The following is a 15,643-nucleotide window of genomic DNA, read 5'->3' as shown; positions in this document are numbered from 1 at the left end:
CCAATCGCTGTGTAATTTTGAGTAACATAGCCGCCTAACTATCTGAACATCTCCGACTGGAGGTGGACTATATGTATAGGTCTCGACTGTCCCATCCACCTGAAGGAGCGCTTCTATGTCCTGGTCCAAACCTGCTTACACCGACCTGCGTATCGGCTTCGAAGTCACCATGTACTTCGCAAGCCGCTAAGCTCTGCCGTCTGGTAGAGAATGCAGTGCTACGCCTCGGCTCGCCGGGGCGTTTTTATTTTCAGCTTTCAATGATGGAGCGGCCATGTTTGTCCAGATTCTAGGTTCTGCCGCCGGCGGCGGTTTCCCCCAGTGGAACTGCAACTGCGTGAACTGCGCAGGTTTTCGCGACGGCAGCCTGCGGGCCGAGGCACGTACTCAATCGTCCATCGCGATTTCCGATGACGGTGTGAACTGGGTACTGTGCAATGCTTCGCCGGACATCCGCGCCCAGCTCCAGAGTTTCGCGCCAATGCAGCCGGGCCGCGCGCTGCGTGATACCGGCATCAGCGCAATCATCCTGATGGACAGCCAGATCGACCACACCACCGGCCTGCTCAGCCTGCGCGAAGGCTGCCCGCATCAGGTCTGGTGCACCGACATGGTCCACGAAGACCTGAGCACCGGTTTCCCGTTGTTCACCATGCTGACCCACTGGAACGGCGGGTTGAACTGGAACCGTATCGAACTCGATCAGAGCTTCACCGTCCCGGCCTGCCCCAACCTGCGCTTCACCCCGCTGCCCCTGCGTAGTGCCGCCCCGCCGTACTCGCCACATCGCTTTGACCCGCACCCGGGCGACAACATCGGTCTGATCGTCGAAGACCTGGGCACCGGCGGCAAACTGTTCTATGCACCGGGCCTGGGCAAGGTCGACGCATCGCTGATGACGATCATGGCCAGCAGCGATTGCCTGTTGGTGGATGGCACGATGTGGGATGACGACGAGATGCAGCGCCGTGGCGTCGGCACGCGCACTGGCCGGGAAATGGGCCACCTGGCGCAGAACGGCCCCGGCGGCATGCTCGAAGTGCTGGAACAGTTGCCCAAACAGCGCAAAGTGCTTATCCACATCAACAACACCAACCCGATTCTCGACGAGGATTCGCCGGAGCGTGCGGAGTTGGTTCGGCGCGAGGTTGAAGTGGCGTATGACGGCATGAGTATTGTTTTGTAGCGGATGGCCTCTTCGCGAGCAAGCCTCGCTCCTACAGAGATAGCGCTACCCCTTGTAGGAGCGAGGCTTGCCCGCGAAGACGTCCGACCAGACACCAAAGAATCCACCGGTTGTTCCCCCGGAGAACCGCAATGACTGACACCGCAATGTCCCCCACCGAATTCGAAGCGGCCCTGCGCGCCAAGGGTGCCTACTACCATATCTATCACCCGTATCACGTGGCGATGTATGAAGGCCGGGCAACCCGCGAGCAGATTCAGGGTTGGGTCGCCAACCGTTTCTATTACCAGGTGAACATCCCGCTCAAGGACGCCGCTATCCTGGCCAACTGCCCGGACCGCGAGATTCGTCGCGAGTGGATTCAGCGCCTGCTGGACCATGACGGTGCCCCTGGCGAAGACGGCGGTATCGAAGCCTGGTTGCGTCTAGGGCAAGCGGTCGGCCTCGACCCGGATCAGCTGCGTTCTCAGGAACTGGTACTGCCTGGCGTTCGGTTCGCCGTGGACGCCTACGTCAACTTTGCTCGCCGGGCCCGTTGGCAGGAAGCCGCCAGCAGTTCGCTGACCGAGTTGTTCGCGCCGCAGATCCACCAATCGCGCCTCGACAGCTGGCCGCAGCATTACCCGTGGATCGACCCGGCCGGTTACGAATATTTCCGCACGCGTCTGGGGCAAGCGCGCCGGGATGTGGAGCACGGTCTGGCGATCACGTTGCAGCACTACACCACGCGAGAAGGCCAGGAGCGCATGCTGGAAATTCTCCAGTTCAAACTGGACATTCTTTGGAGCATGCTCGATGCCATGAGCATGGCCTACGAACTGAACCGCCCGCCGTACCACAGCGTGACCGGGCAGCGGGTCTGGCACAAAGGAATCACCTTATGAGTTTCGATCGCAGCAAAACCCCGACATGGCGCACCGGCTACCGCTTCCAGTACGAACCGGCGCAGAAAGGCCATGTGCTGCTCTACCCGGAAGGCATGATCAAACTCAACGACAGCGCCGCGCTGATCGGCGGCTTGATTGATGGTCAGCGGGATGTCGCGGCGATCATCGCCGAACTGGGCGCGCAGTTTCCCGACGTGCCTGAGCTCGGTGATGACATCGAGCAATTCATGGAGGTCGCCCGTGCTCAGCACTGGATCGAACTTGCCTGATTCCGTGTCAGACAAGTTACCGCCCAAGCCTGAAATCGGCCTGCCACTGTGGTTGCTGGCCGAGCTGACCTATCGCTGTCCGCTGCAATGCCCGTACTGCTCCAATCCGCTGGATTTCGCCGAGCAGGGCAAAGAGTTGTCCACCGAGCAGTGGATCAAAGTCTTTCGCGAAGCCCGGGAGATGGGCGCGGCGCAGTTGGGTTTTTCCGGCGGTGAGCCGCTGGTGCGCCAAGACCTCGCCGAGCTGATTGCCGAGGCGCGCAAGCTGGGTTTCTACACCAACCTGATCACCTCCGGTATCGGCCTCACCGAACAGAAAATCAGCGACTTCAAGAAGGCCGGACTGGACCACATCCAGATCAGTTTTCAGGCCAGCGACGAGCAGGTGAACAACCTCTTGGCCGGCTCAAAAAAGGCCTTCGCGCAAAAACTCGAAATGGCCCGCGCGGTGAAGGCGCACGGTTATCCGATGGTGCTGAACTTCGTCACCCATCGGCACAACATCGACAAGATCGACCGGATCATCGAGCTGTGCATCGCCCTTGAAGCGGACTTCGTCGAACTCGCGACGTGCCAGTTCTATGGTTGGGCGCAGCTCAATCGGGTCGGCCTGTTGCCGACCAAGGAACAACTGGTTCGCGCTGAACGCATCACCAATGAATACCGCGCAAAACTTGAAGCCGAAGGGCATCCCTGCAAGCTGATTTTCGTCACGCCGGACTATTACGAAGAACGCCCGAAAGCCTGCATGAACGGCTGGGGCAGTATCTTTCTGACGGTCACACCGGACGGAACCGCCCTACCCTGTCACGGCGCCCGACAACTGCCGGTGCAGTTTCCCAACGTGCGCGACCACAGCATGCAGCACATCTGGTACGACTCGTTCGGCTTCAACCGCTTTCGCGGTTACGACTGGATGCCCGAGCCGTGCCGTTCCTGCGACGAGAAGGAAAAAGACTTCGGCGGCTGTCGTTGCCAGGCATTCATGCTCACGGGTGACGCGAGCAATGCCGACCCGGTGTGCAGCAAGTCGGAACATCACGGCGTGATTCTCAAGGCCCGCGAAGAAGCCGAGCACGCGACCCAGACCATCGAACAACTGGCCTTTCGCAATGAACGAAACTCACGCCTCATCGCCAAAAGCTGAACCCTTAAGCGCCGCCAGGGCTGTCGCGGCCGGCATCGACTTCGCCGAGTTGCAAATCGGCAAGCATGGCCTGTTCTGGAACGAATACCGCCCCGAGGATGCCGCCTGCCGAATCTGGCAGTGGCGCGACGGCCAGGCTCATTGCCTGACACCGCCCACCTTCAGTGTGCGCAGCCGGGTGTACGAATATGGCGGCGGTGCATTTTGCCTGACCGACGACGGGCTGGTTTTCGTCAACGAGGCCGATCAGCAGCTGTATCGGCAATCGCTGACAGATGAGACGCCTGAGGTGCTGACTTCAAGTGAATGCCGTTACGGCGATCTGCAATTCGCCAACGGGCAGGTGCTGGCGGTTGAAGAGAACCGCGATCGACATCGCCTGGTGGCTATCGATCTGGCTGACGGCAGACGCCATCTGCTGGCCGAGGGTGCCGATTTCTACGCGGCACCGACCCTGAGTCCTGACGGTCGGCGGCTGGCCTGGATCGAGTGGAACCGCCCGCATCAGCCCTGGACCGCGACTCGCCTGATGGTTGCCGAACGCCAGAGCGATCACACCTTTGCGCAACCACGCTGTGTGGCCGGCGACGATGCTCAGGAGTCACTGCAACAACCGAGATTCGATGACAGCGGCCGTCTGTTTTGCCTGACCGATCGCGGCGGTTTCTGGCAGCCGTGGGTGGAGTCGGCCAACGGTCTGAGCCCACTCCCGAGTGCTGCTGCCGACCATGGACCGGCACCTTGGCAACTGGGTGGTTGCACTTGGTTGCCGTTGAGCGACAACACTTATCTGGCGAGTTGGAGCGAAGGCGGTTTTGGTCGACTGGGGCTTCGTCACGGCGAGGGTTCCTGTGACGATTTCACGGGCGACTACAGTCGTTTCCGCCATCTCGCACAGGATGAGCAGTTCATCTACTGCATCGCCGCTTCGCCGCTCAGTTCGGCGGCGGTGATTGCCATTGACCGCAAAACCCGGCAGGTGAAGACACTCGCCGGTGGCGTTGCACCGCTCCCCGCCGAACAGATCAGCCGCCCGCAAACCCTGCGCTATCCGAGTGATTCGGGCGAGGCCCATGGGTACTTCTACCCGGCGATGACCGGCGACACGCAACCGCCCTTGGTGGTGTTCATCCACGGCGGCCCGACGTCGGCCTGCTACCCGATGTTCGACCCGCGAATCCAGTATTGGGCACAACGTGGCTTCGCCGTGGCCGACCTCAATTACCGAGGCAGCAGCGGCTACGGCCGCGCTTATCGCCAGGCGCTGCATTTGAGCTGGGGCGAGGTGGATGTGCAAGATGCCTGCGCGGTGGTCGGCTACCTGGCCGAACGCGGACTGATCGACGGCAACAAGGCGTTTATCCGTGGCGGCAGCGCCGGTGGGTACACCACGTTATGCGCCCTGGCCTTTCACAAAGTTTTTCGCGCAGGCGCCAGCCTGTATGGCGTCAGCGATCCTGTCGCGCTGGGCCGTGTCACCCACAAGTTCGAAGGCGATTATCTGGACTGGTTGATCGGCGACCCGGTACAGGACGCTGAACGCTACGCCGCACGCACGCCGTTGCTGCACGCGAACAACATCAGCGTTCCGATGATCTTCTTTCAGGGTGAACTGGACGCCGTGGTGGTGCCGCAACAGACCCGCGATATGGTCAAGGCGCTACAGGACAACGGCATTCTGGTCGAAGCCCATTACTACGCCGACGAACGCCATGGCTTTCGCAAGGCTGGCAATCAGGCCCATGCGCTGGAGCAGGAGTGGTTGTTTTATCGGCGGGTGATGGCGTTGGCGGACTGAAGCCTGCGCTCGGCACAAAAATGTGGCGCCCCATTCGCGAGCAGGCTCGCTCCCACAAGGGAAACGCATTCCAATGTGGGAGCGAGCCTGCTCGCGATGGCGATCTACCTGATGCTGAAAAACTCAGCGCTTGGCGATGATCTACACCGCATGCACGATCCCCGGAACATGTGGAGTCGGATCGCGCCCCTCTCCAAGCACCGTGATAAAGACAAAAAAACGCCCCACGCCAAAAGATTCAGGCGTAGGGCGCTGCGTTATACCGCGAGACGGTTCGGGAACTCGTGTAAGGCGGGTCTGATCAGACTGCAATCCCTTTGCGGCACTGCAGTTGCGCGGTGCGTACGCGGGAGAAGGCGCGGGCCAAGCGCAGGAGCATTTCGTCGATAGTGGCCTTGCTGACAGTGAGGGCCGGGGTAAAGCGCAGGCAATCGGGTTGCGGGGCGTTGAGCAGCAAGCCTTCGTACAACGCCGCTTTGACTACGGCGTCAGCCGAGTCGTCGGACAGACCAAGGCCCCAGAGCAGCCCTTGGCCGCGCAATTCGCCGTGACCGTAGCGATGAGCCAGACGACTCAAGCCTTCGCACAGATGCTGACCAGATTCCCGCACATGATCGAGGAAACCCTTGTCCTGCACGTTGTCGAGCACGACAAGACCGGCCGCACTCATCAACACGTTGCCGTGATGAGTACCGGTCATTTCGCCGGTCTCGAAACAACAGGCCTTGCCTCGCGCCAGCAACGCCGCCAATGGCACGCCACCGCCGAGCCCTTTGCCGAGCACGACGATATCTGCCCGCACGCCGTAGGACTGTTCGGCGAGCAAGGTGCCGCAGCGGCCGACGCCGCTTTGCACTTCGTCGAGTATCAGCAAGATGCCAAGCTCACGACACAGGCGCTCGACCTCTTTGAGGTAGTGCTCGGTGGCCGGAATCACCCCGGCCTCGCTCTGGATCGGTTCGAGCATGATCGCAACAGTCTGAGCGTCCACGGCTGCATGCAAGGCTGGCAGGTCATTGAACGGGACATGACTGAAGCCCGGCAGCTGCGGCTCGAATCGGTTGACCAGATTCGAACTGTCCGACGCCGAAATCGTCCCGAGACTACGGCCATGACAACCTTTACTGGCGACGATAATCCGTGAAGCACCGCCACGATGTCGCTGGCCCCATTTGCGCGCCAGTTTGATAGCCGCTTCACAGGCCTCGCTGCCACTGTTGAGCAGGTACGCCTGATCACTACCGGTACTGGTGCAGAGCCGCTCGGCGAGGTTGTGCATGCCACGGTTGTGCAAACCGAAACCTGGGTTGATCAGCGACTGAGCCTGTTCCGAAAGCACTTTGACCAGTACTGAAGGGCTGTGTCCGAGGCTATTGGCGCCGCTACCCTGTGAGAAATCGAGATAAGCACGATCATCGCTGTCCCACAACCAGGACCCTTGGCCCCGCACGAAAATCTGTTCCGGCCGTTCGACGCTGGGCATCAGGCACTCGCTGGAAAAGTTGTCGCTTCCGGGCGGCAGGGAGGCGCCCATCGCCAGGTCGTCAAGGCTCGGAGCCTTGCGTCGCAGGTTGAACAGATTCATCGGATAAAACCTCGTCCGAGGTTTTTTGCCTTGCCTATGTAAACACCATCGTCGTAACCGGTATTCATCGTGCTTTCTGGCCCTGTAAGCCCTGTGAATGCGGTTAGACTAGGCGCAGGCAAGGCACTGGGCCATTTCGATTTCTCAGCATTTTCGATAAGTATTAGTTATGGATTTCAAGCAACTGCGTTATTTCGTCGCGGTCTACGAAGAAGGCCACGTCGGTCGGGCCGCCGAGCGGCTTTCAATCTCCCAACCGGCGTTGTCCCAGCAGATCCGTCAACTCGAACAAAACCTCGATGTGAGCCTGTTCGAACGCAGCAGCAAACGTCTGCTGCCCACCCTGGCGGCCCACACGCTTTACAACCATGCCCTGCCCTTGCTCGATGGCCTGCAACGCGCGCGCGAAGCCTTGGGCAACTTTAAAGGCAAGGCGCTGCGAACCTTGGCCATCGGCGTGCTGCAGACCGTCCATTCCAGCCTGGTGCCGCAGATGCTCGAACGCGTGCGCAAGGCGCAGCCGCATTTGGTGGTGCAGATCTATGAATTGACGGGCCTGGAAATCGAGCGGCGGCTACTCAATGGCTCTCTGGACATCGGCATCAGCTACCTGCCGCCCCGTCAGCCGGGTTTGCACGGCGTGCAGTTGTACGAAGATGAACTGACGCTCGTCATCCCGGCGGACCACCCGTTGCGGGAATTCAAGAAAGTCTCCATGAGCCAGGCCGCCGAGTTACCCATGTTGCTACTGGGTGAAGAGTTCCAGGTGCGGCAGATCTGGCAGGCCCAATTAGCCAATCTGGGACGTCGCCCGCAGGTACAGGCTGAACTGAACAACATGGCGGGGATTCTCGACAGCCTGCCGCACACGCGACTGGCGACCGTGCTGCCCGGACGCTCGAAAAATACCCATGGCGACCAGGCACTGTTGTGGAAACCACTGAGCGAACCGCGGGTGCCACTGAAAGTCGGGTTGGTGTGTCGTGATGTGCAGCGGCAACAGGCTTCGCTGACATTGTTGCGGACATTGCTGGAAGAGGTGATGGATGAGCACTTGCGCAGCCCGACAGCCCTGGATGGGTTGAGCTGAACTTTTTTGCAGGCAAAAGAAAACCCCGCCGAAGCGGGGCTTTGCAGACTGTTTCCCTGACATCCATTTCACTCCGCCGTCCTGGCAGAATCCTACGTGTCCGTGTTATTGCTTTGCGCTTCCTGCGCGACGTCCATGTGAAGTAGATTAGCTCTGGATCCAATCTGCGCCTATGGGAAAACAGCAGCACGTCATGTAAGAGAATGCTTACATAACGCTACAGGGTCAGAATTGTCCTGCATCCAGCAGGAACAGCGACTCGCTACCCGCCTTCACCGACGCGCTCAACGAGTGAATACGCGGCAGCAAACGTGCGAAATAGAACCGTGCCGTACCGAGTTTGCTCGCGTAGAAATCGTCCTGCGCTTCTTTACCGAAAGCTGCCTTGGCCATCAGAGCCCACATGTAGGCGTAAGCCGTGTAACCGAATGCTTGTAGATACTCGACCGAAGCAGCGCCGATTTCGTTCGGGTTGTTTTTTGCACGGTCCAGCAACCACGCAGTCAGTTCGTCGAGAGTGTCCACCGCGTCATTCAGCGGCTTGGTGAACTCCGCCAGGTCAGCACTGGCCGTCGCGGTGAAATGACGAATCTCGTCAGCGAACAGTTTGTAGAACGCCCCGCCGCTGCCAACGATCTTGCGTCCTACAAGGTCCAGCGCCTGAATGCCGTTGGTGCCTTCGTAGATCTGGGTAATGCGCACGTCTCGAACCAGTTGTTCCTGGCCCCACTCACGGATGTAGCCGTGGCCGCCAAAAATCTGCTGGCCGTGAACAGTGGTTTCCAGCCCCAGGTCGGTCAGGAATGCCTTGGCCACAGGGGTCAGCAGTGCGACCAGATCTTCTGCGCGCTTGCGGGTAGTGGCGTCTTCGCTGAACTTGGCGGTGTCCAGTTGCATTGCCACATAAGTGGAGAAGGCACGACCGCCTTCGTTCGAGGCTTTCATGGTCAGCAGCATGCGACGTACATCCGGGTGGACGATGATCGGGTCAGCCACTTTGTCCTTGTTCTGCGCGCCGGTCGGCGAACGGCTCTGCAGACGTTCACGAGCGTATTCGATCGCGTTCTGGTAGGAGCGCTCGCCAGTGGCCAGGCCCTGGATGCCGACACCCAGACGCTCGTAGTTCATCATGGTGAACATCGCCGCCAAACCTTTATTCGGCTCGCCGACCAGGTAACCCAAGGCTTCGTCGAAGTTCATCACGCAGGTCGCGGACGCCTGGATGCCCATCTTGTGTTCGATCGAACCACAGGTCGCCGGGTTGCGCGCACCGAGGCTGCCATCGGCATTGACCAGGAACTTCGGCACCAGGAACAGCGAAATACCCTTCGGTCCCGCTGGCGCATCCGGCAGTTTGGCCAGTACCAGGTGGATGATGTTCTCGGTCAGGTCGTGCTCGCCGCCGGTGATGAAGATTTTGGTGCCGCTGACTTTGTAGGAGCCGTCGGCCTGGGGCTCGGCCCTGGTGCGGATAATCCCAAGGTCTGTACCGGCGTGCGGCTCGGTCAGGCACATGGAACCGGCCCAGACACCGGCGTACATGTTTGGCAGGTACGCCGCTTTCAGCTCTTCGCTGGCGTGGGCGTTGATCGACAGGCAAGCGCCGGCAGTCAACATCGGGTACAGACCGAACGACAGGCTCGCGGAGTTGACCATTTCTTCGACCTGCGCCGAAACAGCCTTGGGCATGCCCATGCCGCCGTAGGTCGGATCGCCACCGACACCGACCCAACCGCCTTCAGCGTAGGTCTGATACGCCTGCGGGAAACCGGCCGGGGTGGTGACGGCACCGTCGGCCCAGTGACAACCTTCTTCGTCAGCTGCACGGCTCAGGGGCGCGATGCTTTTGCTGGTGACCTTGCCGGCTTCTTCCAGAATGGCTTCGACAGTTTCAGCATCGACAGTCTCGGCCAGCGCAGGCAATTCGGCCCAGAGTTTGGCGACCTCGAAAACTTCATTGAGGACGAAGCGCATATCGCGCAGGGGCGCTTTGTAGTCAGCCATGGCAAACCTCGCAGGATCTAAACAGGTGGTTCGTAGAATAGTGATTTCGTTGTGTCCGAGTGTACCCCAACAACTTTTACGACACATAGGGTCAACTCATGACTGTTTTGTTATTTTTAGTCATTAGCATTTCAGCTGAGACTGTTCTCGCCTTCCAGAACGCATTCGCGGGCAAGCCTCGCTCCTACAGGTCGTGTCGCACGCATTTCACATGAACGACAACAAAACTGTAGGAGCGAGGCTTGCCCGCGAAGCTTTTCAAATATTCTTCAGAGCGCAAACAACTCCGCCGGTAACGTCATCAGGCAATCACTGCCCGCCTCGATGGCCGCCCGATGAGCGCAAGTACGCGGCAGCAAACGCTTGAAGTAAAACTCGCTGGTCGCCAACTTGCCCCGGCAGTAATCGGCATCACCGCTGCCCGCCTCCAACTGCGCCTGAGCCACCAATGCCATGCGTAGCCACAGGTAGCCGAGGATGATGTAGCCGCTGTACATCAAGTAATCCACCGACGCGGCGCCGACTTCATCCGGATTTTTCATCGCCGCCATGCCGACCTTGGTGGTCAACTCGCCCCACTGCTGATTCAGACCGTTGAGTTGCGCCACATAGCTGCCGAGTTGCGGATGCTCAGCATTGGCCACACAGAGCTTGTGGACGATTTTGGTGAACCCGCGCAGCAGTTTTCCCTGACTGCCAAGGACTTTGCGCCCAAGCAGATCCAGCGCCTGAATGCCGTTGGTGCCTTCGTAGATCGGCGCGATCCGACAGTCACGAACCAACTGCTCCATGCCCCACTCACGAATGAAACCGTGGCCGCCAAACACCTGCATGCCGAGGTTGGTCACCTCCAATCCGGTGTCGGTCATGAAGGCTTTGCAGATCGGCGTCAGGAATGCCAGCAAATCCTCGGCGTCCTGGCGCGCCGTTTCATCCCGGCTCAGATGCGCAGCGTCCAGCAACTGTGCGGTGAAATAAGTCAGCGCCCGGTTGCCTTCGTTGAAGGCCTTCATGATCAGCAACATCCTGCGCACATCGGGATGAACGATGATCGGGTCAGCGGGTTTTTCCGGTGCTTTCGGTCCGGTGAGTGAGCGCATTTGCAGACGGTCGTTGGCGTACCTGATCGCGCCCTGGAAGCTCGCCTCCCCCAGACACAAACCTTGCATCCCGGTGCCAAGCCGCGCGTGGTTCATCATGGTGAACATACAGTTCAGGCCCTTGTTCGGTTCACCGATCAAGAAACCCTTGGCGTCGTCGAAATTCAGCACGCAGGTGGCCGAGGCCTTGATGCCCATTTTGTGCTCGATCGAGCCGCAGAAAACACCATTGCGCTCGCCCGCTTCACCTTCGGCATTGGGTAGGAATTTAGGAACGATAAACAGCGAAATACCCTTGGTCCCTGCCGGCGCGTCCGGCAGTTTGGCCAGCACCAGATGAATGATGTTGTCACTCATGTCGTGTTCGCCGGCGGAGATGAAGATCTTGCTGCCGGAGATCGCGTAACTGCCGTCGGCCTGAGGCACGGCGCGGGTCTTGATGATGCCCAGGTCGGTGCCGCAATGGGCTTCGGTCAGGCACATGGTGCCGGTCCATTGGCCAGCGGTGAGCTTGCTCAGATAGGTCTGTTTCTGTTCTTCGGTGCCATGGGCATGAATGGCTGACATCGCGCCGTGAGTCAGGCCGGGGTACATGCCCCAGGAGGTGTTGCTGGAGCCAACCATCTCACTGATGACCAGCCCCAGAGAACTAGGCAATCCCTGGCCACCGTAAGCCGGATCCGCCGCCAGACCATGCCAGCCACCTTCCACATACTGCGCGAATGCTTGCTTGAAGCCTGTAGGCGTTATAACCACGCCGTTGTCGAAATGGCAGCCTTCTTCGTCGCCACTGCGGTTCAGCGGTGCGAGAACGTTCTCACAGAATTTCGCGCCTTCTTCGAGGATCGCATTGACCATGTCCGGGCTGGCATCGGTGGCCCCCAGCGCGGCGTAGTTGCTGTGAAAATCGAAGACATGGTCGATCAGAAAGCGCATGTCGCGCAGGGGAGCTTTGTACTCGGGCATGGTCATTTCTCCGGCAGCAGATGGCTCAAACCTACTGCCGTGCACCACGCCTCACAATCACAGTCCAGACGCTGAATGCGCCATCATCACTCAACCCGCAGCGGCGTCCATGCGCACTGCGCCACGGCGGTTCTGACCGAAGGCCATCACACAGTTTCGCCCCGCACCCTTGGCACTGTAGAGCGCCTGGTCAGCGGATTTGAGCACTTCTTCGGGGGTGCGCTGCTCCAGCCGTTCGGCGACGCCGATGCTGACAGTGACCGATACACTCGAGGTGCCCGAGCCGGCGCGGCGCTGGCGTCCCTGCTGATCATCCTGGGGACGGCTGTCCTGATTACGCAGCTGGATGTTGTAAGTGGCGATGGATTCGCGGATGACCTCCAGGTGCGGCATGCACTCTTCGAGGGTTTTACCTGCGAACACCAGAGCAAATTCTTCACCGCCATAGCGATACGCCCTACCGCCGCCGCTGATTTTCGACAACTTGCTGGCCACCAGTCGCAACACCTGATCGCCGACATCGTGGCCATGGGTGTCGTTGAATTTCTTGAAGTGATCGACATCACTCATGGCCAGCACGTAATTGCGCCCCAGCCGTTGCATGCGTTCGTTCAGGGCGCGGCGCCCCGGCAGCCCCGTGAGTTCATCGCGGAAGGCCATCTGATAGGCCTCATGGGCAACCGCGGCGGCAATCATCAACATCACCTGGCTGCACATGATGTTCAGGGTGAAGGGCAGGATGAAGGTTTTCGGCAACATCCAGAACAACCCCAACAGCCCCACTAGCTGCGCAGCGTGCAAAGGTCTTGGATTGCGCCAGTATTGCCAGCTCAGTAATAGAAACGAGGCGATGAACACGGGATAAGACAACTGGATCAGGCTCATCCAGGCGCCATGCAGGGCTGGCCAACGGATCTCCGACAGCCACATCAACAGCGCCTGTGGGTAACTTTGCTCCAGCCCCAGCGCCACGCTGCCGAACGCCAGCAACACGGCGAAGCGCGCCACCATGTCCTGGAACAGGTGGGTGCGCTCCTGCCAGGCGGCGAACAAGCCAAAGAGCAACGGCAGCAACAGACAGCACAGATGGAACACCACCGCGGCGTCTTCACGAACTTTGCCATTGTCACGGTAGTAGTCGGTCTGGGTGTCGAGCAGGAAGTAGGCGATGTACACCGTGACCATCAGAAACAGTTCACGCTGACGTCGGTAAACCGCGCAATACGCGCCGCCGAGCAACAACACCAGCGTGGGCAGCACGTTGAACAGCGAAGTGAAGAAGACGTTGAGATCCTTGACGTAAGCAGCCGCAAGCCCTGCGAGCAACAACAGCAGTGATGGCAAGAAATGGCTGAAACGTACAGCGGAAGAACGCGGCAAGGGTAAAGCTCCGACCCGGCAAACAAGGATGGCATTGTGCCTGCATTTGGAGCAGCCAAGCACGTGCAACGAGACGTGTGTCACATCGCAGCCTCTTTAACGGCAGCAAAGTCGTTCTTCTTAGCGTTTTAGTCAGGAATATTTACAGACGTGATCGTTTGCGTCAGGCATAAAAAAGCCGCTGCTCCCGAGGAAGCAGCGGCTTTGAGAATGGACTGCGCAGGTCTTAGTAACCCAGTGCGAAGTCTTCTTCTTTCATGTCCATCAGGTTGTTGGCGCCCGACAGCATGGTTGCAACGTGAGTGCGGGTACGCGGCAGGATGCGCTGGAAGTAAAAGCGCGCAGTCTGCAGCTTGGCGGTGTAGAACGCCTCTTCGGTGGTACCGGCAGCCAGTTTCTCGGCCGCCAGACGCGCCATGTCAGCCCAGAAGTAGGCCAGACAGGCGTAACCGGAGTACATCAGGTAGTCCACCGACGCCGCGCCAACTTCTTCGCGGTCTTTCATGGCGGCCATACCGACCTTCATGGTCAACTCGCCCCACTCTTTGTTCAGCGCAGCCAATGGCTCGACGAACTCTTTGACCGCGTCATTGCCTTCGTTGCTCTGGCAGAACTTGTGGACGATCTTGGTGAAGCCTTTGAGCGCTTCGCCTTGAGTCATCAGCACTTTACGGCCCAGCAGGTCCAGTGCCTGGATGCCGGTGGTGCCTTCGTACAGCATCGAAATGCGGCTGTCGCGAACGTTCTGTTCCATGCCCCACTCGGCGATGAAGCCGTGACCGCCGTAGATCTGCACGCCGTGGTTAGCGGATTCGAAACCGACTTCAGTCATGAAGGCTTTGGCGATCGGCGTCATGAAGGCCAGCAGCGCGTCGGCTTTCTTCTTCTCTTCTTCATCGACGCCGTACTTGACGATGTCGACTTGCTTGGCGGTGAAGTAAACCATCGCACGGTTGCCTTCGGCGAAAGCCTTCATGGTCAACAGCATGCGACGTACGTCAGGGTGAACGATGATCGGGTCAGCGGCTTTGTCCGGCGCTTTCGGGCCAGTCAGGGAGCGCATTTGCAGACGATCGCGAGCGTATTTCAGACCGCCCTGGAAGCCGATCTCGGCGTGCGCCAGACCTTGCAGCGCAGTACCCAGACGTGCGGTGTTCATAAAGGTGAACATACAGTTCAGGCCTTTGTTCGCCGGGCCGATCAGGTAACCGGTGGCCGCGTCGAAGTTCATCACACAGGTGGCGTTACCGTGGATGCCCATTTTGTGTTCCAGGGAACCGCAGCTCACAGCGTTGCGTGCGCCGATCGAGCCGTCTGCGTTCGGCAGGAATTTCGGAACGATGAACAGGGAAATGCCTTTGGTGCCGGCCGGTGCATCCGGCAGACGTGCCAGAACGATGTGGACGATGTTGTCGGCCATGTCGTGTTCGCCGGCCGAGATGAAGATCTTGGTGCCGGACACTTTGTAGGAACCGTCGGCCTGAGGCTCGGCCTTGGTGCGCAGCATACCCAGGTCGGTGCCGCAGTGCGGTTCGGTCAGGCACATGGTGCCGGTCCATTCGCCGGAGACCAGTTTGGTCAGGTAAGCCTCTTGTTGCTCAGGCGTGCCGTGCTCGGAAATGGTGTTCATCGCGCCATGGGACAGGCCTGGGTACATGCCCCACGACCAGTTGGCCTCGCCGACCATTTCGCTGACGGCCAGACCCAAAGACTCCGGCAGGCCCTGGCCGCCGTGCTCTACGTCGTGAGCCAGGCTTGGCCAGCCACCTTCGACGAATTGCTTGTAGGCTTCTTTGAAACCGGTCGGGGTTTTAACGCCGGACTCGCTCCAGGTGCAGCCTTCGGTGTCACCCACGCGGTTCAGCGGCGCCAGCACTTGCTCACAAAACTTGGCGCCTTCTTCGAGAATGGCGTCAACCATGTCCGGAGTTGCGTCCTGGCAAGCCGGAAGGCTCTGATAGTGCGCTTCGTAGCCGAGCAGTTCGTCACGAACGAAGCGAATATCACGCAAGGGGGCCTTGTAGTCAGGCATAGCGATAAACCTCTGCTGATGTAACCGGGAATGAACGACCGTGTCGATTTGTTGTGACGGTCAAACAGTTGTTTGAAACATACGTTTACGCCCAAATCTTGTCAAGCGTCGATCTTTTGCCATTCGTCATCGCCCCCTGAAAACGTCGCCCACACCGTTACGCATCGCCGTTGAATGAGCAACACGTCATGTTGGAGAG

General features: G+C 59.5%; 12 protein-coding genes. 7 read left to right on the top strand and 5 right to left on the bottom strand.

Features of this window, described 5'->3' with window-relative positions; genetic code table 11:
* Positions 1-115: 115 nt before the first annotated feature.
* From pqqA to AACY49_RS19040, 6 genes are all read left to right on the top strand, one after another.
* Positions 116-190 carry a pyrroloquinoline quinone precursor peptide PqqA gene (gene pqqA, locus AACY49_RS19065; RefSeq protein WP_009045898.1) on the top strand — a complete coding sequence of 25 codons (75 nt, stop codon included), beginning with the start codon at positions 116-118 and terminating at the stop codon, positions 188-190.
* Between the two features lie 84 nt (positions 191-274).
* Positions 275-1,186: a pyrroloquinoline quinone biosynthesis protein PqqB gene (pqqB, locus tag AACY49_RS19060; protein WP_258698770.1), complete on the top strand. Its 912-nt coding sequence runs from the start codon at positions 275-277 to the stop codon at positions 1,184-1,186.
* 131 nt (positions 1,187-1,317) lie between these two features.
* Complete coding sequence (gene pqqC / locus AACY49_RS19055; RefSeq protein ID WP_339525726.1) at positions 1,318-2,070, top strand: pyrroloquinoline-quinone synthase PqqC; 753 nt, start codon at positions 1,318-1,320, stop codon at positions 2,068-2,070.
* A complete protein-coding gene (gene pqqD / locus AACY49_RS19050; protein WP_052967135.1) occupies positions 2,067-2,342 on the top strand; it encodes a pyrroloquinoline quinone biosynthesis peptide chaperone PqqD in 276 nt (91 codons plus the stop codon). The genes pqqC and pqqD overlap by 4 nt, the downstream gene beginning before the upstream one ends.
* Entirely contained in the window at positions 2,314-3,489 is a 1,176-nt protein-coding gene (pqqE, locus tag AACY49_RS19045; protein ID WP_339525723.1) for a pyrroloquinoline quinone biosynthesis protein PqqE, read from the top strand. The genes pqqD and pqqE overlap by 29 nt, the downstream gene beginning before the upstream one ends.
* The gene (locus tag AACY49_RS19040; protein ID WP_339525721.1) at positions 3,455-5,287 is read left to right on the top strand and encodes a S9 family peptidase; all 1,833 of its coding nucleotides are present in this window, start codon (positions 3,455-3,457) and stop codon (positions 5,285-5,287) included. The genes pqqE and AACY49_RS19040 overlap by 35 nt, the downstream gene beginning before the upstream one ends.
* Positions 5,288-5,588: 301 nt before the next feature.
* On the opposite strand, the gene AACY49_RS19035 is transcribed toward AACY49_RS19040, so the two are convergent.
* Entirely contained in the window at positions 5,589-6,872 is a 1,284-nt protein-coding gene (locus tag AACY49_RS19035; protein ID WP_339525720.1) for an aspartate aminotransferase family protein, read from the bottom strand.
* Between the two features lie 169 nt (positions 6,873-7,041).
* Between AACY49_RS19035 and AACY49_RS19030 the strand changes: the two genes are divergently transcribed.
* The gene (locus AACY49_RS19030) at positions 7,042-7,962 is read left to right on the top strand and encodes a LysR family transcriptional regulator (protein WP_258698765.1); all 921 of its coding nucleotides are present in this window, start codon (positions 7,042-7,044) and stop codon (positions 7,960-7,962) included.
* Positions 7,963-8,187: 225 nt separating this feature from the next.
* Here the strand turns inward: AACY49_RS19030 and AACY49_RS19025 are convergent, their stop codons facing one another.
* The 4 genes from AACY49_RS19025 to AACY49_RS19010 all read right to left on the bottom strand — a co-directional run bounded on the left by AACY49_RS19025 (position 8,188) and on the right by AACY49_RS19010 (position 15,444).
* Complete coding sequence (locus AACY49_RS19025; protein WP_339525719.1) at positions 8,188-9,966, bottom strand: acyl-CoA dehydrogenase C-terminal domain-containing protein; 1,779 nt, start codon at positions 9,964-9,966, stop codon at positions 8,188-8,190.
* A 269-nt stretch (positions 9,967-10,235) separates the two neighbouring features.
* Entirely contained in the window at positions 10,236-12,032 is a 1,797-nt protein-coding gene (locus AACY49_RS19020; protein WP_339525718.1) for an acyl-CoA dehydrogenase C-terminal domain-containing protein, read from the bottom strand.
* 90 nt (positions 12,033-12,122) lie between these two features.
* Positions 12,123-13,412, bottom strand: a complete 1,290-nt coding sequence (locus tag AACY49_RS19015) for a GGDEF domain-containing protein (protein ID WP_258698762.1) — start codon at positions 13,410-13,412, stop codon at positions 12,123-12,125.
* A gap of 226 nt (positions 13,413-13,638) precedes the next feature.
* The gene (locus tag AACY49_RS19010; RefSeq protein WP_007936490.1) at positions 13,639-15,444 is read right to left on the bottom strand and encodes a phenylacyl-CoA dehydrogenase; all 1,806 of its coding nucleotides are present in this window, start codon (positions 15,442-15,444) and stop codon (positions 13,639-13,641) included.
* Positions 15,445-15,643: the final 199 nt, after the last annotated feature.

The organism is Pseudomonas sp. EL_65y_Pfl2_R96 (assembly GCF_963970905.1).
Taxonomy (GTDB): Bacteria; Pseudomonadota; Gammaproteobacteria; order Pseudomonadales; family Pseudomonadaceae; genus Aquipseudomonas.
This window is presented reverse-complemented; position numbering and strand designations above follow the sequence as displayed.

Coding starts and splice junctions, on each gene's coding strand:
- pqqB (WP_258698770.1), top strand. CDS start 275: ATGTTTGTCCAGATTCTAGGTTCTGCCGCCGGCGGCGGTTTCCCCCAG.
- pqqC (WP_339525726.1), top strand. CDS start 1,318: ATGACTGACACCGCAATGTCCCCCACCGAATTCGAAGCGGCCCTGCGC.
- pqqD (WP_052967135.1), top strand. CDS start 2,067: ATGAGTTTCGATCGCAGCAAAACCCCGACATGGCGCACCGGCTACCGC.
- AACY49_RS19040 (WP_339525721.1), top strand. CDS start 3,455: ATGAACGAAACTCACGCCTCATCGCCAAAAGCTGAACCCTTAAGCGCC.
- AACY49_RS19035 (WP_339525720.1), bottom strand. CDS start 6,872: ATGAATCTGTTCAACCTGCGACGCAAGGCTCCGAGCCTTGACGACCTG.
- AACY49_RS19030 (WP_258698765.1), top strand. CDS start 7,042: ATGGATTTCAAGCAACTGCGTTATTTCGTCGCGGTCTACGAAGAAGGC.
- AACY49_RS19025 (WP_339525719.1), bottom strand. CDS start 9,966: ATGGCTGACTACAAAGCGCCCCTGCGCGATATGCGCTTCGTCCTCAAT.
- AACY49_RS19020 (WP_339525718.1), bottom strand. CDS start 12,032: ATGCCCGAGTACAAAGCTCCCCTGCGCGACATGCGCTTTCTGATCGAC.
- AACY49_RS19010 (WP_007936490.1), bottom strand. CDS start 15,444: ATGCCTGACTACAAGGCCCCCTTGCGTGATATTCGCTTCGTTCGTGAC.